At 49.1% G+C, this 21,021-nt stretch carries 19 protein-coding genes; 10 read left to right on the forward strand and 9 right to left on the reverse strand.

Going from position 1 to position 21,021, the window contains the following annotated elements; all coding sequences use genetic code 11:
- Positions 1-8: 8 nt before the first annotated feature.
- Positions 9-575 carry a DUF1007 family protein gene (locus tag BUC02_RS01170; RefSeq protein ID WP_163415708.1) on the reverse strand — a complete coding sequence of 189 codons (567 nt, stop codon included), beginning with the start codon at positions 573-575 and terminating at the stop codon, positions 9-11.
- 158 nt (positions 576-733) lie between these two features.
- On the opposite strand from BUC02_RS01170, the gene BUC02_RS01175 reads away from it, so the two are divergent.
- From BUC02_RS01175 to carB, 6 genes are all read left to right on the forward strand, one after another.
- Positions 734-1,987, forward strand: coding sequence for an FISUMP domain-containing protein (locus BUC02_RS01175; RefSeq protein ID WP_083564333.1), 1,254 nt, complete (start codon positions 734-736; stop codon positions 1,985-1,987).
- A 140-nt stretch (positions 1,988-2,127) separates the two neighbouring features.
- A complete protein-coding gene (locus BUC02_RS01180; RefSeq protein WP_073317528.1) occupies positions 2,128-4,248 on the forward strand; it encodes a glutamine synthetase III family protein in 2,121 nt (706 codons plus the stop codon).
- 252 nt (positions 4,249-4,500) lie between these two features.
- Positions 4,501-4,737 (forward strand): hypothetical protein, encoded by a 237-nt coding sequence (locus tag BUC02_RS01185; protein WP_139260951.1) that lies wholly within the window; start codon positions 4,501-4,503, stop codon positions 4,735-4,737.
- Positions 4,738-4,749: 12 nt separating this feature from the next.
- Positions 4,750-5,928: a glutamine-hydrolyzing carbamoyl-phosphate synthase small subunit gene (gene carA / locus BUC02_RS01190; RefSeq protein ID WP_073317535.1), complete on the forward strand. Its 1,179-nt coding sequence runs from the start codon at positions 4,750-4,752 to the stop codon at positions 5,926-5,928.
- The gene (locus BUC02_RS01195) at positions 5,915-7,612 is read left to right on the forward strand and encodes a CTP synthase (RefSeq protein ID WP_073317539.1); all 1,698 of its coding nucleotides are present in this window, start codon (positions 5,915-5,917) and stop codon (positions 7,610-7,612) included. Before carA ends, BUC02_RS01195 begins: the two co-directional genes overlap by 14 nt.
- A complete protein-coding gene (carB, locus tag BUC02_RS01200; protein WP_073317542.1) occupies positions 7,605-10,868 on the forward strand; it encodes a carbamoyl-phosphate synthase large subunit in 3,264 nt (1,087 codons plus the stop codon). The genes BUC02_RS01195 and carB overlap by 8 nt, the downstream gene beginning before the upstream one ends.
- Positions 10,869-11,074: 206 nt before the next feature.
- On the opposite strand, the gene BUC02_RS01205 is transcribed toward carB, so the two are convergent.
- Genes BUC02_RS01205 through BUC02_RS01230 form a run of 6 tightly spaced genes read right to left on the reverse strand, consistent with a single transcriptional unit; the run spans position 11,075 to position 16,004 of the window.
- On the reverse strand, positions 11,075-12,100 hold the full coding sequence (locus BUC02_RS01205) for a hypothetical protein (protein ID WP_139260953.1): 1,026 nt from the start codon (positions 12,098-12,100) through the stop codon (positions 11,075-11,077).
- Between the two features lie 24 nt (positions 12,101-12,124).
- Positions 12,125-12,460: a TM2 domain-containing protein gene (locus BUC02_RS01210; protein ID WP_083564334.1), complete on the reverse strand. Its 336-nt coding sequence runs from the start codon at positions 12,458-12,460 to the stop codon at positions 12,125-12,127.
- Between the two features lie 3 nt (positions 12,461-12,463).
- On the reverse strand, positions 12,464-13,795 hold the full coding sequence (locus BUC02_RS01215) for an FISUMP domain-containing protein (protein ID WP_073317548.1): 1,332 nt from the start codon (positions 13,793-13,795) through the stop codon (positions 12,464-12,466).
- A 19-nt stretch (positions 13,796-13,814) separates the two neighbouring features.
- On the reverse strand, positions 13,815-14,162 hold the full coding sequence (locus BUC02_RS01220) for a hypothetical protein (protein ID WP_073317551.1): 348 nt from the start codon (positions 14,160-14,162) through the stop codon (positions 13,815-13,817).
- Between the two features lie 9 nt (positions 14,163-14,171).
- Positions 14,172-14,540, reverse strand: a complete 369-nt coding sequence (locus BUC02_RS01225) for a DUF4339 domain-containing protein (RefSeq protein WP_073317554.1) — start codon at positions 14,538-14,540, stop codon at positions 14,172-14,174.
- Positions 14,541-14,549: 9 nt separating this feature from the next.
- Entirely contained in the window at positions 14,550-16,004 is a 1,455-nt protein-coding gene (locus BUC02_RS01230) for an SPFH domain-containing protein (RefSeq protein WP_073318858.1), read from the reverse strand.
- Positions 16,005-16,486: 482 nt separating this feature from the next.
- Here BUC02_RS01230 and BUC02_RS01240 point away from each other — a divergent pair, with 482 nt between their 5' ends.
- The 3 genes from BUC02_RS01240 to BUC02_RS01250 all read left to right on the forward strand — a co-directional run bounded on the left by BUC02_RS01240 (position 16,487) and on the right by BUC02_RS01250 (position 17,602).
- A complete protein-coding gene (locus BUC02_RS01240) occupies positions 16,487-16,711 on the forward strand; it encodes a hypothetical protein (protein ID WP_073317560.1) in 225 nt (74 codons plus the stop codon).
- A complete protein-coding gene (locus BUC02_RS16690; protein WP_073317563.1) occupies positions 16,711-17,088 on the forward strand; it encodes a PIN domain-containing protein in 378 nt (125 codons plus the stop codon). The genes BUC02_RS01240 and BUC02_RS16690 overlap by 1 nt, the downstream gene beginning before the upstream one ends.
- Positions 17,089-17,422: 334 nt before the next feature.
- The gene (locus BUC02_RS01250; protein ID WP_073317566.1) at positions 17,423-17,602 is read left to right on the forward strand and encodes a hypothetical protein; all 180 of its coding nucleotides are present in this window, start codon (positions 17,423-17,425) and stop codon (positions 17,600-17,602) included.
- Positions 17,603-17,625: 23 nt separating this feature from the next.
- Here the strand turns inward: BUC02_RS01250 and BUC02_RS16385 are convergent, their stop codons facing one another.
- Complete coding sequence (locus BUC02_RS16385) at positions 17,626-18,066, reverse strand: hypothetical protein (RefSeq protein WP_217653065.1); 441 nt, start codon at positions 18,064-18,066, stop codon at positions 17,626-17,628.
- A gap of 207 nt (positions 18,067-18,273) precedes the next feature.
- On the opposite strand from BUC02_RS16385, the gene BUC02_RS01260 reads away from it, so the two are divergent.
- Entirely contained in the window at positions 18,274-19,212 is a 939-nt protein-coding gene (locus BUC02_RS01260; RefSeq protein WP_073317569.1) for a PD-(D/E)XK nuclease family transposase, read from the forward strand.
- 73 nt (positions 19,213-19,285) lie between these two features.
- Here the strand turns inward: BUC02_RS01260 and BUC02_RS01265 are convergent, their stop codons facing one another.
- The gene (locus tag BUC02_RS01265) at positions 19,286-20,779 is read right to left on the reverse strand and encodes a glycoside hydrolase (protein ID WP_073318861.1); all 1,494 of its coding nucleotides are present in this window, start codon (positions 20,777-20,779) and stop codon (positions 19,286-19,288) included.
- Positions 20,780-21,021 lie beyond the last annotated feature (242 nt).

Here is a 21,021-nt window from a genome sequence, read left to right on the forward strand (position 1 = left end):
CCCAGCAATCACTTTTTAAACCTTAAAAAAAGACCTTCCGTATCACTTCTGAAAGCCCGGAACAAGGTCAATCCACGAACTTCGTCAGGAAAGAACTCGACATCAAGTCCATCAGGTGCATCGACATCCGCATTTTCCATATCCGTCGTCATCTGAATGTAATTCGTCTGGTCACTGACAACAATGACAAGCATCGTGTATTCCGATGTTGCCGGAATAGAATAAGCCACCTTAAAATCCAGCACCAATTTTCCATTTGTCATAGCCACCGAAAACCCTTCGATTTTCTGTGCCGGAGCAAACTTACTTTCAACCGTTACATAGTTAAAATAGCCGCTTTGCTGCAACGGATCAAGCACGAGTCTTTTCACCTCGTCGATTTCGTTCCCTGTAATTTTACCATCGCCATTTTCATCTGCAGAAGCAAACATTGCCGCACTGTATACCTCGTCAAAGGTCCAACGATTCTGGACCCCTGTAAAGGCATCTTGACTGAATACAGCCTTAATAGACACGTCGGCAAACACGTGCGGGTGCGCCTCGGCCATGACAACAAAGCCGACTAGCAACAGCAATATATACGACAATCGCATCCGCAAGATCTTTCCTCAATTTCAATCTAAATATAAAAGAAATTTTTACCTTTTTTTATTCATTTTTCGTAAAAAATCCATATATATATAGAACTAGTTATTTTTATATTTTCCGCTCGTCTTTAGCTTTGGGCCCTCGCATGATTCGTTTTTTTGTTGCCGTTCTTGTTGCCGCTTCGTTATCGCACGCAATTACCTCTATCCCGATTAGCGGAATCAAGGCTTCGGCAACACTGCCCGACATTGGACAAACCACGTACAGACCCGAAAACATGGTCATGAAAAAGCACGTGCACCCGTTTTTTCAGGTTTGGGGGGCCAAGTACAAGAATAAGCCCATCACCTTGGAATTCTTGGTAGAGGCCCCGCGTTTGGACCTTATCACCCTTTATAACGGTTTTTTGCGGGATTCTTCGGCTTACACAAATTACAGCCTCGCAAAGACCATCAAGATTTACCAGAACACCACCGACAACCTGATCAAGGTGCATACGCTTGCCAAGCCCAATTGGCGCGGGCACAAAGATCCCCTTGCCGACGTAATCATGTTCGAAAAGCCGCTCAAGAACGTATTCAAGATTATCATCGAAATCGAAGATATTTACCCAGGCAAGCTTTACCAGGATGTATGCATTGCGTTAATCAAATTCTGGGGATTCACCCGACTGCCGCACAAGCCCAACTTTGCGCAATTGACCGACGTGCGCGACGGACAGACCTACAGAACCATTAGCGTAGGCGACCGCATCTGGATGGCCCAGGATTTACGCTACAAGACCAGCGGCAGCCGCCCCTTTACTGACGCCAACAGGCCCAATGTAAAAATCCCGACGGATGCAGGCCTTGAATACCCCACCGCCGACATCGAATACAATATTTGCCCCGAAGGCTGGCGACTCCCGACCCAGACAGAATTTGCAAACTTGCTCTCGGATCTTTCGCCTACGGCCTCTTACGACGACTTATTCTCGACCGCTTACCGCAGGCCGCGTTATTCTATACACCAAATTGGAAAACTGAGCGGATCACAATCGTATTCTACCGACGCCGAAGTATTCTTCTACCCCACGAACGCTTACGGCATGAACTTTTCGACTCTCACCCGCCGCTATTACGATAGCGAATGCACCGAAGAAACGGGCGAAACTTACGCTTTCGGCTCTTACTGGACCCTAGATTCCAAGGAAATCCCGCTCTGGCCCGACGAAAACGGCAATGTAGAAGTCAAGCAATTAAGGCATTACCGCTTTGGCGGCACCGATTACTGCGAAGCCATGCTCTGCCACGAAGACTATCATTTTGTCCGCTGCATCAAGGACGACGGTTACACGCCGCCGACCTATACAAATTCAGAAAGTCCCGACACAGGCTTTACAGATTCCGTAAACGAATAAGCGAATTTTCAATTTTTGAAAAAGATTGAATTTTTGTAAAAAAAAGAAATTTGGCGATTCTACAAAGAATTCGCCACTTTTTGATTTTGGCACGCGTTTTGCTTTTATGGCACCGAAAACAAAATTCATAGGAGATTGCCATGAGCAACGAATACAGATTAAAAGCTATCAAGGAAATCGCCAGCGAAAACGCCGGCGCTAACCTCCCCGCAGCACCCGCAAACATCGACTTCTACGGCGAAGACGTATTCAACGCCGAGGCCATGCGCGCATATCTTCCCAAGGACATTTGCAAGAAGCTCTTCGCCACCATCGATGGCGGCGCACCGCTTGATCCGAGCATCGCCGGCGAAGTCGCCCACGCCATGAAAAAGTGGGCTATCGACCGCGGCGCCACCCACTTTACTCACTGGTTCCAGCCCCTTACCGGTTCCACCGCCGAAAAGCACGACTCCTTCCTCGAACCCGAAGACGGCAAGGCCATTCTCGCCTTCAGTGGCAAGAACCTGATCGTCGGCGAACCGGACGCATCGTCTTTCCCGAGCGGCGGCCTTCGTTCTACTTTCGAAGCCCGCGGCTACACCGCCTGGGACCCGACCTCCCCCGCATTCATCAAGCGTCACGGCAACGGTGCCACCCTCTGCATCCCGACCGCTTTCTGTAGCTATACCGGCGAAGCCTTGGACAAGAAGACTCCGCTTCTCCGCTCCATTCAGGCTCTCCAGAAGTCCGCCGACCGCCTCATGGGTCTCTTCGGCGTCGCCCAGCAGAAGGTAACCGTCACTCTCGGTGCCGAACAGGAATATTTCTTGATCGACAAACGTTTCTACCTGCAGCGCCCTGACCTGTACCAGGCCGGCCGAACGCTGTTCGGTGCAGCCCCTGCAAAGCACCAGCAGATGGAAGACCATTACTTTGGTAGCATTCCGGCACGCATCATCAACTTCATGAACGATGTGGAAAAGGAACTCTGGAAGCTCGGCATTCCGGCGAAGACCCGCCACAACGAAGTCGCTCCGGCCCAGTTCGAACTTGCCCCGATGTTCGAGGAAGTGAACCTCGCTTGCGACCACAACATGCAGATTATGGAAGTACTCCGCCAGGTCGCCGACCGCCACGGACTCGTTTGCCTGCTGCACGAAAAGCCGTTCGCCGGCATCAACGGTTCCGGTAAGCACAACAACTGGTCCGTAAACTACGGCAAGACGAACCTCTTGAACCCGGGCAAGGACCCGCACCAGAACGCCATCTTCCTCACCACGCTCTGCGCTGTCATCTACGCTGTCGACACCCACGCCGACTTACTCCGCATGGCAGTCGCTAGCGCCGGTAACGACCACCGTCTCGGTGCCAACGAAGCTCCTCCGGCAATCATCTCCATGTACCTGGGCGACCAGCTCGCCGACGTCATCGACCAGCTCGAAAAGGGCGATCCGAAGTCCAGCAAGCAGGCCGGCGCCCTCAAGCTCGGTTCTGACACGCTTCCGCCGCTCCCCCGCGACGCTACCGACCGTAACCGTACATCGCCCTTCGCCTTCACTGGCAACAAGTTCGAATTTCGCGCTCCGGGTTCCAGCCAGAGCTGCTCCGAACCGAACGTCATCCTCAACACGATTGTCGCCGAAGCCTTCGACCTCATCGCCGACAAGCTCGCAAACGTGCCTGCCGACAAGTTCCACGAAGAACTGCAGAACCTGCTGCAGAAGATCGTGAAGGAACACAAGCGTGTTATCTTCAACGGCAACGGCTATACCGACGAATGGGTGGAAGAAGCGGCCAAGCGCGGCCTCCCGAACGTTCGCACCACCATGGAAGCCCTCCAGGCCCTCGCCAAGAAGGAAAACGTGGCTCTGTTCGAAAAGTACGGCGTGTTCAACAAGCGCGAACTCGACTCCCGCTACGAAGTCAACATGGAAGATTACCACAAGAAGATTCACATCGAAGGCAAGATCGCTTTCGACATCGCGAAGAACGTGGTGCTCCCGCAGGTACTCTGCGCATACTCTAACGCATTGAAGACCAACGAGTTAGCTAAGGGCCAGGGCTTCTACGCTATAGACGGTTACGCTCGCGAACTCGGCGACAAGCTCAAGGAACTTGAAGCCGCAGTCGCCCAGATGGAAATCGCCCTAGGCGAAAAGCACGAAGTCATTCTCGACGCTATGGCAAACCTCCGCATTATCGTGGACAAGATCGAAAGCATCGTGCCCGACGAAAAGTGGCCGCTGCCGAAGTATCGTGAGATGTTGTTCATCTATTAGTAGATGAATAACATCGGCTGCGCGTCGAAGGTGCGCAGCCAAATGCCAATTTATTTACTAATTGTACTCCAAAACCTCATAATAATCCGAACCTCAAAATGCAATTCGTCGGCCCCGCGCAGGCGGATTGCTTTTAAAAAAGTTTAACCCCTCGTGACTCAAAAAAATTATTCAAAAACACTCTTCCACCCTTGGGTCAAGATTTACTATATTTTGAGCCCGATGAAAATATCGGAATCCATCGAGGCACACATGAGTACCGCCGTTGCAGGAATCTCGCAACGCAACCAGGCGGCTCTCTCTGGATTTCACAAAATTTCTTTTTTTCACATTTTTTATCGTCTTTATCATTTGGCAAAAGCATTTGGCTTTTGCCTTTATTTTTTACTGTCACCCTGGAGCAAGGCCACGCCGCGCGATAGGGTCCATATGGATTCTATCACCCTTACAGGGCTCCAGAATGACATTACGAAACAAGTTTTCACTTAACGCGAGCAATATATGACAGATAGATTCAACTGGAAAGCGAAACGCGAAAAGAAGGCGTTTCTGGCACTGGCAGACGGAACCGTTTTTAGGGGCTACGCCTTTGGCTCTACCACCGATACCGTCGGTGAAGCCGTTTTCAACACCGGTATGGCCGGCTACAAGCAGATTTTGACCGACCCCTCTTACGCAGGCCAGTTCGTGGTATTCACCACCGCCGAAGTCGGCGCCTACGCAGCAAACCATGAAAAATCCGAATCGCGCGACGTGTTCCTGAACGGAATTGTCGTGAACTCGTTGGACGAAGTTTCTAAGGAACTGAATGAAGAAAGCCTGCACGACTACATGCTCAAGCACAACAAGCCGGGCATTGCAGGCGTCGACACCCGCGCCCTCACAATTCATCTGCGCAACAACGGAGCCCAGAAGGCCTACCTCCATGTAGACGACACCGACATGAGCGAAGAAGAAGCTATCCAGAAGGCTCAGGAATGGGTCGGTCTAGATGGTCAGGACTACGCGAGCAAGGTGAGCGATCCGAACGGTTACGTACTCAGCACCGAAGGCGACCTGCACGTGGTCGCACTCGATTTCGGCATCAAGACAAATATTCTTAGAAACCTGGTAAAACAAGGTATGAAGGTCACTGTGCTCCCGATTACCGCCACCTATGAACAGATCATGGCAAAGAACCCCGACGGCGTGTTCCTTTCAAACGGTCCTGCCGACCCGAACAGCCTTCCGCAGGTTGTTGCCGTTGTCAAGCAGCTTTTAGGTAAAGTTCCTCTGATGGGCATTTGCCTAGGGAACCAGTTGCTCGGCCTCGCCTTTGGCGCAAACGTGTCCAAGCTCAAGTTCGGCCACCACGGCTGCAATCATCCGGTCAAGAACGTAAAGACTGGCGCCGTCGAAATCACGAGCCAGAACCACAACTACGCTATCGATGCCATCACGCTCCCCGAAGAAGTCGAAGTCACTCACATCAACCTGAACGACAACACAGTCGAAGGCATCCGCCACACGACCTTGCCGGCATTCAGTGTGCAGTACCACCCGGAATCTGCTCCGGGCCCGAACGATTCTCTCTACCTGTTTAGTGAATTCAGACAAATGATCGAAGAATTCAAAGCAAAACAAGTCAGCACCCCCAAGCCCGCTGAAGTCCCCAAAGAGGTAAAAAATGTCCTCCTCTAAAGCTGCCGCAAAAAAACAGACCAAGTACATTTTCATTACCGGCGGCGTGGTCAGCTCCCTCGGTAAGGGAATCACCTCGGCTTCGCTGGCGCTGCTTCTCAAGAGCCGCGGCTACAAGGTGTTCATGCAAAAGCTCGACCCGTACCTGAACGTGGACCCGGGTACCATGAGCCCTTACCAGCACGGCGAAGTTTTCGTGACCGACGACGGCTACGAAACCGACCTTGATTTGGGCCACTACGAACGTTTCGCAGGCGTGCAGTGCTCCAAGGCTTCCAGCTACACCTCTGGCCGCATTTATTCCTCTGTGCTTGCCAAGGAACGCGCCGGAAAGTACCTGGGCGGTACCGTGCAGGTCATTCCGCACATCACCAACGAAATCAAGGACGCATTCCGTTCTGCAGCCGAAAGCGGCGCAGACATCGTGCTCTGCGAAATCGGTGGTGTCGCAGGCGACATTGAATCTCTCCCCTTCCTCGAAGCCGCAAGACAGTTCCGCTTCGAAGTCGGCGTTGAAAACACTTGCTTTGTCCACCTGGTTCTCGTGCCTTACCTCAAGGCTGCAGGCGAACTCAAGACCAAGCCCTCGCAGCACTCCGTGGCAGAACTCCGCAACATCGGTATTTTCCCGGACATTCTGGTGTGCCGCACCGAAATGACGATTCCGCAGGATCACCTGGACAAGCTTGCGCTCTTCTGCAACGTGAAGCCCGAATGCGTGATCGAAGAAAAGGACGTGAAGGACTCCGTTTACGCCGTACCTCGCGAACTTTCCAAGCAGGAACTCGACCTCCGCGTGCTTGAACAGCTCCACTTGAGCGTGCACCCGATTATCCACTCCGAATGGGACAAGCTCGTCAAGAAGGCTACCCAGCCCAAGTACGAATGCACCATCGCGCTGGTGGGCAAGTACATCGCCATCCGCGACGCCTACAAGTCCGTGCACGAAGCCTTGCAGCATGCCGGCATGGAACACAACGCCAAGGTAAAGGTGGAATGCATCGAGGCCGAAGAGCTTGAAAAGAATCCGAACCTCATCAAGAATGCCGACGGCATCTTGATTCCGGGCGGCTTCGGTAGCCGCGGCGTGAACGGCAAGTGCGTCGCCATCAAGTACGCCCGCGAACACAAGATTCCGCTGCTCGGCATTTGCCTCGGCATGCAGTGCTGCGTGATTGAATTTGCCCGCAACGTGCTCGGCTGGAAGGACGCCAACTCCACGGAATTCGACGAAAAGACGACCCACCCGGTCATCGACCTGATGGACGAACAGAAGAACGTCACCGAAAAGGGCGGCACCATGCGCCTCGGCGCTTACCCGTGCAAGCTCATGAAGGATTCCAACGCCGCAAAGCTTTACAAGAGCGAAAAGATTAGCGAACGCCATCGTCACCGCTACGAATTCAACTACAACAGCGAATTCCGCAAGGAACTCGAAAAGGCAGGTCTGAAAATCGCCGGTACATCGCCCGATGGCAAGCTCGTAGAAATGGTGGAAATCAAGAACCACCCCTACTTCGAAGCCTGCCAGTTCCATCCGGAATTCAAGAGCCGTCCTACGGCACCGCACCCGCTGTTCAGCGGACTTGTAAAAGCCGCTCTTGCACAGAAAAATGGCAAAACAAAAACCGCGACCGCAAAAGCCGCGCAGAAGAATTTGAATGGAGGCAAAAAGAATGCCTAAGCGTACAGACATCAAGAAGATTATGCTCATTGGTTCTGGCCCGATCGTGATTGGCCAGGGCTGCGAATTCGACTACTCCGGCGTGCAGGCCTGCAAGGTGCTCCGCCGTGAAGGTTACGAAGTGGTGCTGGTGAACTCTAACCCGGCCACCATCATGACCGACCCCGAAATGGCCGACCGCACCTACATCGAACCGCTGAGCGTCGACATTCTGCACGAAATCATCCGTCGCGAACGCCCCGATGCATTGCTCCCCACTCTCGGTGGTCAGACCGCTTTGAACCTCGCCATGGAACTTAATGAACGCGGCATTTTGGACCGCTACCAGGTGGAACTCATCGGTGCAAAGGCCGAATCCATCCAGCGCGCCGAAGACCGTCACCTGTTCAAGGAAGCCATGCTCAAGATCGGACTTGACCTCCCCCGCTCCGGTTCTGCACACTCCATGAGCGAAGCAACCGCTATCGCTAACACCATCGGCAGCTGGCCGCTGATTATCCGTCCCGGCTTTACACTTGGCGGTACGGGTGGCGGTATCGCCCACAACCCTGAAGAATTCGAAACCATCGTGAACCGCGGTCTTGACGCCTCGCTCAACAACGAAGTGCTTATCGAAGAATCGCTCCTCGGCTGGAAAGAATTCGAGATGGAAGTCATGCGCGATAAGAAAGGCAATGCCGTTATCGTGTGTTCCATCGAAAACCTCGACCCCATGGGCGTGCACACCGGCGACTCCATCACGGTCGCTCCGATCCAGAGCCTTGATGACCGCGCTTACCAGGCCATGCGTGACGACTCTCTGAAAGTCATGGAAGCTATCGGCGTGGAAACCGGTGGATCTAACGTGCAGTGGGCTATCGAACCCAAGACCGGCCGCCGCATCATCATCGAAATGAACCCCCGCGTGAGCCGTTCTTCGGCGCTCGCCTCCAAGGCAACGGGCTTCCCCATCGCAAAGATTGCAGCATTGCTCGCCGTGGGTTACACGCTCGACGAACTCCGCAACGACATTACGCAGACAACCCCGAGCTGCTTTGAACCTGCTCTCGACTACGTTGTCGTGAAGGTTCCGCGTTTCACGTTCGAAAAGTTCCCGAAGGCCGATTCTACGCTCGGCACCCAGATGAAGTCCGTGGGCGAAGCCATGGCCATCGGTACGAACTTCAAGCAGGCCATGCAGAAGGCTCTGCGTTCCCTCGAAACGGGATTCGGCGGATTCGGTGCCTGCGCCAAGTGCGAAAAGTTCAAGGAATACGACGACGAAACGCTGGCCAAGGAAGTCGCCCGCCCGAGTGCAGAACGCATCTTCGTGGTGTACGAAGCCTTCCGTCGCGGCTGGAGCATCGAAAAACTCTACGAAACCACCAAGATCGACCGCTATTTCCTCCGCCACTTGGAAGAACTCGCCTACTTCGAAGACGAAATCAAGGCCGCCAAGTCCCTAGAAGGCCTCTCCAAGAACAAGCCCCTGTTCCGCCAGGCTAAGGAATTCGGCTTCAGCGATATCCAGATTGGCTATCTGTTCCACAAGACTCCCGAAGAAGTCATGGCAGTGCGCAAGTCCATCGGTCTCATTCCGAGCTACTACTCCGTAGATACTTGCGCCGGCGAATTTGAAGCCATTACGCCTTACTATTACAGCTGCTACGCAGAGCACACGGAACCGGTTCGCACCATTATGGGCAACCGCGGCAAGAAGAGAATCATGGTGCTGGGCGGCGGCCCGAACAGAATCGGTCAGGGTATCGAATTCGACTACTGCTGCTGCCATGCGGCCTTTACGCTGCGCCGCGAAGGCTACGAAGTCATCATGGTGAACTCCAACCCCGAAACGGTTTCTACCGACTACGACACTTCGGACAAGCTCTACTTTGAACCGCTCACGCTCGAAGACGTGATGGGCATTTACGAACGCGAAAAGTGCGCGGGCGTCATCGTGCAATTCGGTGGCCAGACTCCGCTGAACCTCGCCATGCGTCTCAAGAAGGCCGGTGCAAACGTCGTCGGCACGAGCCCCGAAGACATCGACCTCGCCGAAGACCGCGACTTCTTCAAGCAGCTGGTTGACAAGGTCGGCATCAAGCAGGCCGAAAGCGGCATCGCCCACAACGTGGAAGAAGCCCTCGCCATCGTCGAGAAAATCGGCTACCCCGTTCTCGTGCGCCCGAGCTTCGTTCTCGGCGGCCGCGGCATGGTGATTGTCTATAAGGAAAAGTACCTCCGCAAGTTCGTGGAAGAAGCCGCCGCCATTGGCGAAGGCAAGCCGATTCTTATCGACCGCTTCCTCGAAGACGCAACCGAACTCGACGTGGACTGCATCAGCGACGGCAAGCACACCGTGGTGGGTGCCATCATGGAACACGTTGAACCCGCAGGCATCCACTCCGGCGACTCCGCAAGCGTCATCCCGCCGATGACCCTCTCCAAGGAAATCCAGGACAAGGTTCGCGCCTACGCCAAGGAATTCGCGAAGGAACTCCACGTCTGCGGCCTCATGAACATGCAGCTCGCCGTGAAGGATGGCGAACTCTACATGATCGAAGTGAACCCGCGTGCATCACGCACCGTGCCGTTCGTTTCCAAGTCCATCGGCGTTCCGCTCGCAAGTTATGCAAGCCGCTGCATGCTCGGCGAAACCCTCGAGCAGATCGGCTTCACCGAAGAAGTCCACGTGCCTTACGTGAGCGTCAAGGAAGCCGTATTCCCGTTCGTCAAGTTCCCGGGTGTCGATATCACGCTTTCTCCGGAAATGAAATCCACCGGCGAAGTCATGAGCATCGATCGCGACCGCGGCCTTGCCTACCTCAAGAGCCAGCTCGCTGCAGGCAACAAGGTGCCGAGCGAAGGCAACATTTTCGTCTCGCTCAAGGACGAAGACAAGCAGAAGGCAGTCCCGCTCATCCGCCAGCTCGTGAACCTCGGTTACGAACTGTACGCGACCCGCGGCACCTCCACCATGCTCTACAACGAAGGCATCAAGACCCGCGCCGTGTTCCGTATCTCCCGTGGCCGCCCGAACCTGCTCGACCTTATCCACGATAAGGAAGTGCAGTGGATCGTGAACACCACCGAAACCGGCGCCGAAGCCATGGTCGACGAAATCCAGATGCGCTCCAAGGCAGTCGTCTCGGGCATTCCTATCACCACGACCATCGCCGCCCTCACCTCCACCGTCGAAGGTCTCATGGACAAGCACGACTTCGGCCGCTTCGAAGTTTGCAGCCTCCAGGAATACCACAGGCATGTGAAGAAGTAATGAGTAGTTAGGGAAAGGTCCCTGAGCCTGCCGAAGGGCCTTCCCGCGACCCAACGGAGCACCGTAAGGTGCGAAGTCGAAGGATCGAGGCATGCATTTGTCATTCCCGCGAAGGCGGGAATCTCCTATAGCAAAAAAACAGATGTTCCAAGCAGAGCATCTGTTTTTGTTTTTCAATTAACTTAATCCAAGAACAAAACTTCAATTCATTCGACTAAAACTTTCGCTTTTTCAAAGAACTGCTGAACAAGATTTTCATTGCTTATATGATAAGTCATGCTATTGTTCGCTACAGTAATCGATACATCGTTATACTTCACTATAGGAATCATTTCATTATCCTTATACCGCAAGTCTCTTGAACCATCAAGATTTGCATACTTAAATGTATAATCTATAATCTTAGCATCTTGGGGAACATAATCAGGTTCTATAAATTTTTGTGTATTCCAATGCAAAGAGCATTCACTCCAAGAATCAACCCTAATCCGATTTAATTCAAAATTTGGATTATCATATGCCATTACAACTAGTCCTGGATACATAAAGACAAATCCGTTACCCGCAGATTTGAAAATAATTGGAGAACATGACGTATTGACAAAGAGATCAGTAAACGGTTCCTTGCTTAATTTTTTCCTGTCAATGCTAGCGGCAGCACTTGTTCTTTCTCTAACACGATCTTCGATTTCATTTTCACTCAGCACCTGATAAATAATATCAGAAGCGTTAACATCTGTCCACGCCTTTGCGACCTCACCAAATTTTGAAGACAAGCCTTCGGGGATCCTTCCTAAATCAATCGTTGCGTATTTTTCCAGCAACTCCTCTTGAAGCCCCTTAATTTTTGATGAAAAAATCATCCCCACTATATTAGCAAGAGCCAAAACTATAAACAAAACAACAGGCGCAGCGTAGAAGCTTTCGGCTAAATAACTTACTAATGCAGCTATGAGGAACACACCAATAGATAAGCAACCACAAGAAAAGAAAGCCCTTTTTCTACGCTTTAACTTTGCGATTTCCTGAAGGATTTCCATCCTCTCATTATAAACACCAATAATTTTTTTTCTTGCAGTTTCAACAATATCTGACGAAAGAAAATCTGTAAATCCAGAAATCGTTTCACTATAGTACTTTTCATCAGATATCTGCGACACGCTCTCTTTTATTTTCTTTTCCATTGCCGCTTTTTTCATAGAGCTATGGAGTTTTTCGAGTTCTTCAAGCATTCCCATTTCTACATTTCCTCTCTCTTATTTAAAAAGTTTATTTAACGGACTATTACTAGAATCTTCGACATAGGGAGCACCATTCGCAGGACGCAAAGAGTTAAAGAGTATTAGCAAGGCGTCAATAAACCACCATATGCAAAAACCTCCAAATGTACATAGTTTCAAAAGCCCCAAACCAGTATACCCCAAATAAAATCTATCCACTCCGAGCCAGCCTAAAAGCAATGACAAAACGAAGGCTGTCATCCTTGACTTTGGAGGAGCATTAACAATTCCATTTGAGAGTCTGTCCAATTCTTTCTTTTTCTGTTCCTCTTGTAGAATACGATTTAATTCTTCATCAATTGAATTAGCCATTCTTTACTCCTTGATGCAGCGAACTGCAAGTAAATGATCTTTAAAATGAACATCTCCATTAAATATTGTCTTATCATAATCAAGCCGTACTCCAGCAGCCCTCATATCATCAATACTAGTAGCCGTCCAAAACAATGCAACATCTTCCAACAGAGTGCAAAGACCTAAATCTTTGGAATAATCATGGAAAATATTACATTCTCCACCTGGCAAAGCATTGAATTTGTATTTATTATTTCCCTTGGGAGTTCCTTTATTTTTATTCCATCCATCCGAACTTTTCAAATCTGTTCCAAGAGATTCTTGCGAACTCCCTTTCTCCATCATATAGGATGTCAATGAACGAATATCATCCATCGTGGGCAAAGTCCATCCTTCAGGGCAGGCCTTTCTAGCAGACTTCCAACTATATAAGCGTCCATATTTTTTGCAGTTTTCAATTTTATTTTCATAGCAGCCACTTTCATCCGTTTTTACAGCCAAATTTTCAGCAGCCCACACTTGCTTTCCTATTTTAACAGACTTGAATTCTTTTTTCTCATAGTTTTCTACATCATCTTTTTCAGAAGCACCATCTTCTTGAGCGCCACGCCCTTTATCTTGAATTTCTTTTGTTTGGGCATTTATTTTCGCATTTGCTTCAGCTTCAACTTGTCTAAAAGCCTCGTTACACGACTTTATAAATATTGGTAGAAATAATATACAGCATACAATACCAATTATTCCTTTCTTTCCCAATTTTACTTTTTTTATTTTAGTCAAAATATTTTTCTCAGACCTTTGTCTTTCAAAAAATATTGCATCGCAATCTTGCTTTTGTTTTAGAAACGGAGCAAGAAAATCTTTATCATTAGCAAAAAGAAGGCTGACCTCATCAACAATTTGCTTTAATTTGGCATTCCAAATTGCAAGCCATTCGATATTTGTAGTCTCATTTTTCACTTTGCCAGATACAAAAACCAATAAGTCCCTTAAATCACCTTTGGTATGTGGAACAGAAAAATTTGTAATTGTACTTTTTAATAGTATCGCAACTTTTTCGCTTGTCAAAGCATGGGTTTCCAATTTACTAATGCTATCTTTGAATTCTGTCAATTCCTTCGATATTGTATTAACCCCCAATTCATGTCCACATTCAGGACAAACAACAGCCTCACTAGAAAGCGGACATCCACATTGTGGACATTTCTTTATTTTACCAACAAATACTTGCTCTCTTTTAGCATATTCTTCAGGCTTATTTGCTGTGCCAGCCCATTCGGTCGCTGTTCCACATTTGGAACAGAACGCCATTCCTTCTTCCAACCTATTTCCGCATTTTTGGCAAAACGGCATATATTTCCTTTTTTTCGAGTTAAACCTTTGTGTTAATCATCTTGTAAGCAACGCCTGCGTACACAAACAACAACAAGCCTGTCAAGACGATGTATGGAGCTACATAGAGTCCAACAATAGAGAAAACAAGATTATCGACTATAAACGCAATCAAAAAGAGTGATGACATAAGCCGAATATTAACAGAATGCCCTTCCCTTTCAAAACGAAAGCCAGAAACGCCCACAAGGGAAGAATAAATCGTTATTCCCCCCATTATGGTAATCAACCATACATTATCGTTATCGGCATTCATGGAATACAGGCCATATCCGGCAAGAGCGGACATTCCCAAAGAAAGCAAAATCATAAACCAGTTCGGTTTCATAGTTCGTTCCTACTTTGCCATTTGCGGAATTTCCGGCGGCATTAACGCAACCAACTTAAGAACATCTGGAATATTCTCTGCCGTCAGCCATTCTCGCATCCCCGGTTTCCACACCAAGGTATCCTTAGTCACCTTTTTCTCATTTATGAGTCTAGAAAGTTCACTCTGAGAAAATGGCCCCGCCTGTTTTCCATCCAAGACAACATAGTAGACACCGTTATTTACCGAATTCAACACCACATTTTGAGGCATTGACGCAGTCGGAGTCTGCATTTGGCAAAGCGTCTGATTCATGGCATTCGTCATCTGCTGAGCTACGGCCATACCAAGACCAAACTCTACAAGACGATCCATCGAAAAGAAACTGTTGTCACTCATACTTTTCTCCTACAATGAAGGCGGAACAGGCGGCACGCCGGGATTTCCCGGAACCGGAGGTACCGGGGGAACAGCTGGTGTGAATAAAGACGCGAGCTCCGGCACAGTTGAGGCCGCAGCCCAAGCAGGCATCCCCACTTTCCACACCAGAGTATCCTTGGTCAAAGTCCCCGCAGCAATCATCTGCTGCAAAGCATTCATATCAAAAGGTCCTGCAGACTGGCCATTGACAACCACATTGAACTGAATCTGCGGAGGCATGGGCGGAGGCGGAGGAGCCATATTGGGAGTCATACCGGGAACACCCTGTATTCCACCCATCATATTATTCATCATTCCCGCCATATTCTGACCAACGGCACCACCAACAGCCATGCTAGCCATCATTGCACCAGGATTGAAAGCGCCGTTTCCGCCCATATTCATTCCGCCATTTGCCCCGAGTTGTCCCAAGGCGTCTGTGCCAGCCAAAGCAACCTTGGTCTGCTGATTTAGCTGATGAGCCATAAAATTTGCACCTTCAGTCTGCAATTTCTGCGCACGCTGGGCTTCTTCTCGCTGAATACGGAGCGATTCCTCCATATTTTCGGCATTGATACGCTGCATATCCTGCATATTCTGGATATTCACAGCGCTCTGCGCCTTCATCGTATCCAAATTCACATTCGCCTGTGTTTTGGTAAATTGAATCTGAATATCCTGCGTAACACTCTTAAGGGTCACATAAGCATCACTCGTCTTATCCACCTCTATCGTAGCAATATCTACAGAAGAAACAACAACACCGAATTCACTCTGCAAACGCTTCTTGAGGCGTTCTTCTATGGCATCACTCACTGCCATTATTTTCTTTTCAATTTGAACGAGCGGAATATTATCAACGATATTGATAACGGTATCTTTGACATACTTAACGCAAGCATCCTTAATTTGCTTTTGGAACGCGTCCAAATCAAAATTCACAAGGCGATGCAGCTTGATAAATTCACGATAGTCCGCAATCTTAAAGCTCATCGTTCCGCGGACCGCAACGGGAACGCCTAAATCGGGTTGACGCGGATCAAACACATCAAAATACGGAATCGCGAACTTAATCTGGATGATGCCAGCAAGATTGATATAGTAGACTTCGGCCTGGAAAGGAGAAGCCCCGCCAAACGCCAAGCCAACAATACTTGCAAGTACAGGGAAGTTCGCCGTTTCAATTTTCTTGTCAAACGGACCTTCGATAAAATCCTGCTGCGTTCCGTCTTTTTGATTATATACAAATACAGCGACTTCACCATCTTTGACGCGAACGGTGGAACCATACCGAATGGCATTCTCTTTTTTTGTGGTATTCGCTTCCTGCCCCGCAGGACGCCACTTCCAAATAAGATACGACGGTTCGTCGCACCGGATAGCGTCCATAAAGCCGCCTTCATTCACCTTAGACGCATTATTGCCAAAACCAAAAAGTCCCATAAAACACCTGCTGTTAAATTGAACTGAAAAGAGTTGTCCCCGCACATTTCTGCGTCCGTAATACCCTTGACGGGATACAAACGTCCAAAAGGCGGTTTCCTCTTTGGAAATCGCCACTACCGAAACTATATTGTAAACTAAATTTTACGCTGGGGGGGGTAACGAACTAGAGCGAGCCACTTTTGAGCCCATTTTTTCCATTTTTCTTTTACCCATCGAAATCATACGAAAGAAAATATACATAAAAATTAGCAAACAATACATCTGTTCTTAAAATTTTCTTAGAATTTTGATTGTTTGCCACCCCCATTTGCGCAATGCACCCCACAAAAAGTATCTTTACGAAAGAAAAGGACAATATATGGCAACCTACATAAAACCGATGATTGCCCGTGACATTCTTCGCAAGGCCTACCTTTCGGAGTAGTTTTTCCAAGTTGCTTTTACAGCTTGTTTTTTTATATTAAGGAAAGAGGTTCCCTATGGCTGCAATGGCTGCCGAATTTTCTGAAATCATCGAAACGCTTACCGAGGAAGATTTGCGTTCGGCCTTGGATTATGTCCGTTTTCTCTCGGCTTCACGCAAAAAAGCGGCAAAGGCAACCTTGAAACAGATTCAGGGACTTTTTGCCGATGACAAGGGCTGGAAAAACGAGCAGGAGATGCTTGCTGACATGGCCAACTTCAGACGAACCCGAACCGCCTGATGAAAATCTTGCTTGACACAAATGTCCTGATATCCGCTTTTGTCTTTGAAAGCAAAGCGAGGCAACTTCTTGAAAAATTGTTCGAATCCGATTTCGAACTTCTGGTTTCGGATTACGTCAACAAGGAATTTCACGACAAGTTGAACGAAAAAATGGCCCGACAAGGCTTCAAAAGTTTACGCATTGTATTGAACTTTGCCATTTTCATTTTGTTCAAGTTCCGATACAATAGGTGCACTTCTGCGAAATCCAAAAGACAACCCCGTGTTAAGCGACGCCATGGCACACAATGTCGATGTAATACTTACAGGAGACAGGGATTTTCTCGAAGCAAATCTAGATTACCCCCAAATTTTTTCGCCCGCAATGATGCTTGAATACCTAGACAGCATCGGGATTTAACTAAAGCCTTTGCGTTAGGCCTCCAGCCACTTGCAGTTTTACTGCTTAGTGGCTATGGTCCCCTTTAGGGGAGATAGTGACCCCTTGGGGCGGCGCTGTGGCGCCGTTGCAAGAGCGACGCGGGCGTGCCACAGGTGCGCACGGGGCGCCTTGCAATATAGCCCGACCGCACATATATGTGCGGGAACGCCCATACAATTCCCCTTGGGCGCTGTTATAACGCCCCTTTTCAAAACCAAAACGACCAAAAACTTGTGTTTTTACCCCTAAAAAACTATATTAGGAGTATTACGGCATCAAGGAACCCCTATGATAACGACAAAAAGCATTGATTCTTACAGATTGACGGACTTGGAAGAGCCGACCGATGAAATGCTTGCCCAAATTATGAGGGAAGCCGCCGAGGACGCTCGCAAGGCAAATGCAGACGCCACCAAACGTTTTTTTGATGAAATTGAAAAGATGTGCGAGAACGTTCGCTTTCTATGATTTGAGAGACTCCGTTTCACAAATCAGGGAACCTTTCCCTTGTAAGGCGTTCGCAGATGCTCTTTTAGTATTTCTTCATTCTTTTCATTGTTCCACTTACCAGAAACCCATAGAGCATCCATGCCGTTTTCAACTTTCTGAGCGGCATTACTAAACCCACCTTTCTGAGAAAATTCCATTATTAAATGAGCCGTAGATTCAATCACCTTCTTGTAGCGATCGATTTCCTCATCTGAAAAACCGAATATGTCTTCCCAAGTACATGTGGGTAAATAGCATGTTGCCCGATGAAAGCCGTCTTTTGCATCGGGCTTTTCAATGTACACCTTGACACGGCCATCCTTGCCCATTTCGGAATGGACAATTTCTGCATTATCGTCTAATATCATGAAGGGGTACATCATATTGCTTAATGGCAATATAACATTTTTCGGCCTAATTTGGCTAGTACTTATCTTTTCCACGAAAATCTTCCCCAAACCCAACTTGAAATCACATTTGTGATTTCAAGATTAATTGATTTGCATTTTTTGCGTCATTTTGGACAAGTTTCAAATAAAAATTTCCCGTAAAGTCTCAAAATGTCATATTCTGACATCGTAGGAATGTATATTTGCAAAAAAAACGCTAAAAGCGCCGTCTTTTTTGCATGTAGGCGGCCGGAGGTAAATATGAATAGAAGCGAATTCATCGCTATGGCGAAGGACGTACACGAACATCCCGAACACCTGGCAGACTACAGAAAGATTTACAAGAACGTTTATCCGTTCAGCGACGGCATTTTCAAGATGCTCATGGCCAACGAGGCGAAACCTGAACGAACTGTGAAATTTCTGAATGCAATGCTCGGACTTACTGGAGACAAAGCCATAAAAACATATACCTTGGGAGTTCCAGAGAATCCTGGGGTACTTAACGACAAGACTGCCATCTTCGATATCTACGGAACCACGCAGGCCGACGAGCCCGTGCTAATCGAGGTCCAACAGAATTTCAACACTCTTTTCGTTGACAGGCTCATCTACTACACCGCCCGCGTCATCTCGCGAACGGTCAAGAAGGCTCAAGATTACAACCTGCCACATATCTACGTGCTCTCTATCCTGACCGAGAACCAATTCCCGAGGGAGCGTGACACCTATCTCCACCACGCCCAACTCGTGCGGAACCATCGTCTGTTCTACAGCAAGTTGGACATCTTCCTTGTCGAACTGGAGAAATTCTTCGCAATCGAAGATCGCACCCCGCCCGAGAGACGCGAACAGTCCGACAGGGCCGAAATGCTGCGAATTTTCCGCGATATTCTTGAAGACAAGGATATCCCCGAAGAAAAACTAAAACGGCTCCTTGACAAGGACTTCGCTAATGATGTATCTTTTAAGGGGTACACGGACGAAACCCTTCTGAACGAGGTTGACGGAATGACGGACATGCTTTATGAAAAACAGGGCTCGTACCTGCAAGGAAAGGATGACGAACGCAATGAAGTCGCCATCGCTATGCTCGCCGAAGGCGATTCCATCGAGAAAATAGCCCGTGTGACCAAGCTTTCCGAGAATGATGTTCGCAAATTGCAGGCAGAACTTGCCAGCGAAACGACATCAGCATAATCTTTTCCGAATCAAGCACACCTTAAGATCACAAAGCAATTGCTAAGCTCTTGCATTTTGAAATTTTTTTTGCTTATCTCAACACCATATGTTGCGTTTTCGCATTGCCGCATTTGACCATATACACACCGTGGCTTAAGCCTGCGTTTGTCATGGCGTTGCGGAGTTCGCCGATATGTCCGGCCTGGAATTCGCCGACAAATGCTCCAAGCAGGCTAAACACCTTATATGTGCTTTGAATGCTTTGGGGAGCAGAAAGTCCGAAGGCGATAGCCTCTGTAGAATCTGCGGGCGGTTCAACCTTTGGCTCCTGCCACAGAACGAATTCGATGGTCGTTGCACTGCGGGCCGGAACGCTGAAGCTGCACTTTGTACCATCAACCTTGACTTCGCTACCTTCCTTGAGGTTACTATTGTCGTCGGTGACATAGGGTTTAAAACTTCCAATTTTTGTGTTTCCGAAATCAAAGTCCGCCTTGAATTCCTCGTTTTTGGAATTGAGAATGACGACTGCGATTTTCGTCTTGAGGGAGTCGCGGTAGGCGGTGACCTTTACGTTTGCTTCCGGATTCTTGGTGGCGTCGATTCTCCAGGAGCCGGGTCGTGCAAAGCGGCTGTAGTTTCCCATGACCCAGAGTCGCTTGGAGGGCTCCACGTTATCGGGGTTGCCTTGTCCTTGCGGCCAAAGCGCTCCATTACCACAGCTGGGTTCGCTACAGGAATAAATCCACCAAAAATGCCAGGCGTTCATGTTCGCAATAGTAAGGGCATCGTGGATTACGCCTGCAACGCGGAGCGCGCTTCCCATGCCCACGTCTTCCTTGTTACTTCCAAGATCATAGACTTCGGTTTCCCAGAATTCCTTGCCGGCTTCGTGGATTTCGGGATAAGCCGCCGGGTCTCCGCCGTATTCGTGCGTCCCAAAAATATCGGTGTATTTCAAGGCGGCAGGGTTGTTGAAGAAAGCTTTTTTGTAATTGGGGAATCCATACCAGTTGATAGCTTCGGTGCCAATAATTTTGATGCCCGTGGTATCGAGGGTGGGGCCAAGGTAGTCGCCGACCCAACGTGCCAATTCATCGGGTTCGTAGTGGTTGTCACCGGTGCCGTCGGGCTCGTTTTGCGACGAAATTGCATATAGATTAACGCCAGCCTTCCGCATGTCTTGCGTAAACTTCAAGATGGTGTTGGCCCAGTCCTGAGCGTGATTGAAATCCAGGTGCTTTTTGTCACCGTCGTAATTTATGGTGTATCTAGATGTCCACGGGGCTGCCCAGACTTTGACGCCGTATTCACTCGCCTTTTTTGCGATACTCGTTTCAGATGTGGTGCCGTCCGGGGCGATACGGATGCGGTGCAGCGTAAGCCCGGCGCCACTGGTGGAGTCCCAAAGAAAGGCGGCATTCTTGTCGGTGATGGAACCGGCCCATGCCGAGGCAGCCCCAAAGCCGCTGATGCGCTGGTATTCCTTGCCGATATCTACGTTAATCGTTGCCGCACTGGCGAGGGTGCCCAAAAACGCGACAAAACCTGCAAAAGAGGGAAATCCCTTAATTGAAAACGACATAAAGCCTCCCATACGAACTTTACTTACTATAAAATAAGTTGAAAAATTCGCTTAATATAGGGCTTTATTCGAATTCGTTTTGATAAATTGACAACAGAAAGATGTATTTATCCGCTAGAACTTCTCGAAAAACTCCCATGTGGCTTGCGGCACCCAGGACTGCTGCTGACACGGATCCTTGTGGTCCCAGATGTCTTTTATTTCTATTTTCTTTAAGCGAACGATTGGCTTATCGCCCAAGT

The organism is Fibrobacter sp. UWOV1, from assembly GCF_900142495.1.
GTDB lineage: Bacteria > Fibrobacterota > Fibrobacteria > Fibrobacterales > Fibrobacteraceae > Fibrobacter.

What these genes read in the sequence shown, in the direction of transcription:
- BUC02_RS01175 (WP_083564333.1), top strand. Translation starts at nt 734, where the DNA reads ATGATTCGTTTTTTTGTTGCCGTTCTTGTTGCCGCTTCGTTATCGCAC.
- BUC02_RS01180 (WP_073317528.1), top strand. Translation starts at nt 2,128, where the DNA reads ATGAGCAACGAATACAGATTAAAAGCTATCAAGGAAATCGCCAGCGAA.
- BUC02_RS01185 (WP_139260951.1), top strand. Translation starts at nt 4,501, where the DNA reads ATGAGTACCGCCGTTGCAGGAATCTCGCAACGCAACCAGGCGGCTCTC.
- carA (WP_073317535.1), top strand. Translation starts at nt 4,750, where the DNA reads ATGACAGATAGATTCAACTGGAAAGCGAAACGCGAAAAGAAGGCGTTT.
- BUC02_RS01195 (WP_073317539.1), top strand. Translation starts at nt 5,915, where the DNA reads ATGTCCTCCTCTAAAGCTGCCGCAAAAAAACAGACCAAGTACATTTTC.
- carB (WP_073317542.1), top strand. Translation starts at nt 7,605, where the DNA reads ATGCCTAAGCGTACAGACATCAAGAAGATTATGCTCATTGGTTCTGGC.
- BUC02_RS01205 (WP_139260953.1), bottom strand. Translation starts at nt 12,100, where the DNA reads ATGCTTGAAGAACTCGAAAAACTCCATAGCTCTATGAAAAAAGCGGCA.
- BUC02_RS01210 (WP_083564334.1), bottom strand. Translation starts at nt 12,460, where the DNA reads ATGGCTAATTCAATTGATGAAGAATTAAATCGTATTCTACAAGAGGAA.
- BUC02_RS01215 (WP_073317548.1), bottom strand. Translation starts at nt 13,795, where the DNA reads ATGCCGTTTTGCCAAAAATGCGGAAATAGGTTGGAAGAAGGAATGGCG.
- BUC02_RS01220 (WP_073317551.1), bottom strand. Translation starts at nt 14,162, where the DNA reads ATGAAACCGAACTGGTTTATGATTTTGCTTTCTTTGGGAATGTCCGCT.
- BUC02_RS01225 (WP_073317554.1), bottom strand. Translation starts at nt 14,540, where the DNA reads ATGAGTGACAACAGTTTCTTTTCGATGGATCGTCTTGTAGAGTTTGGT.
- BUC02_RS01230 (WP_073318858.1), bottom strand. Translation starts at nt 16,004, where the DNA reads ATGGGACTTTTTGGTTTTGGCAATAATGCGTCTAAGGTGAATGAAGGC.
- BUC02_RS01240 (WP_073317560.1), top strand. Translation starts at nt 16,487, where the DNA reads ATGGCTGCAATGGCTGCCGAATTTTCTGAAATCATCGAAACGCTTACC.
- BUC02_RS16690 (WP_073317563.1), top strand. Translation starts at nt 16,711, where the DNA reads ATGAAAATCTTGCTTGACACAAATGTCCTGATATCCGCTTTTGTCTTT.
- BUC02_RS01250 (WP_073317566.1), top strand. Translation starts at nt 17,423, where the DNA reads ATGATAACGACAAAAAGCATTGATTCTTACAGATTGACGGACTTGGAA.
- BUC02_RS01260 (WP_073317569.1), top strand. Translation starts at nt 18,274, where the DNA reads ATGAATAGAAGCGAATTCATCGCTATGGCGAAGGACGTACACGAACAT.
- BUC02_RS01265 (WP_073318861.1), bottom strand. Translation starts at nt 20,779, where the DNA reads ATGTCGTTTTCAATTAAGGGATTTCCCTCTTTTGCAGGTTTTGTCGCG.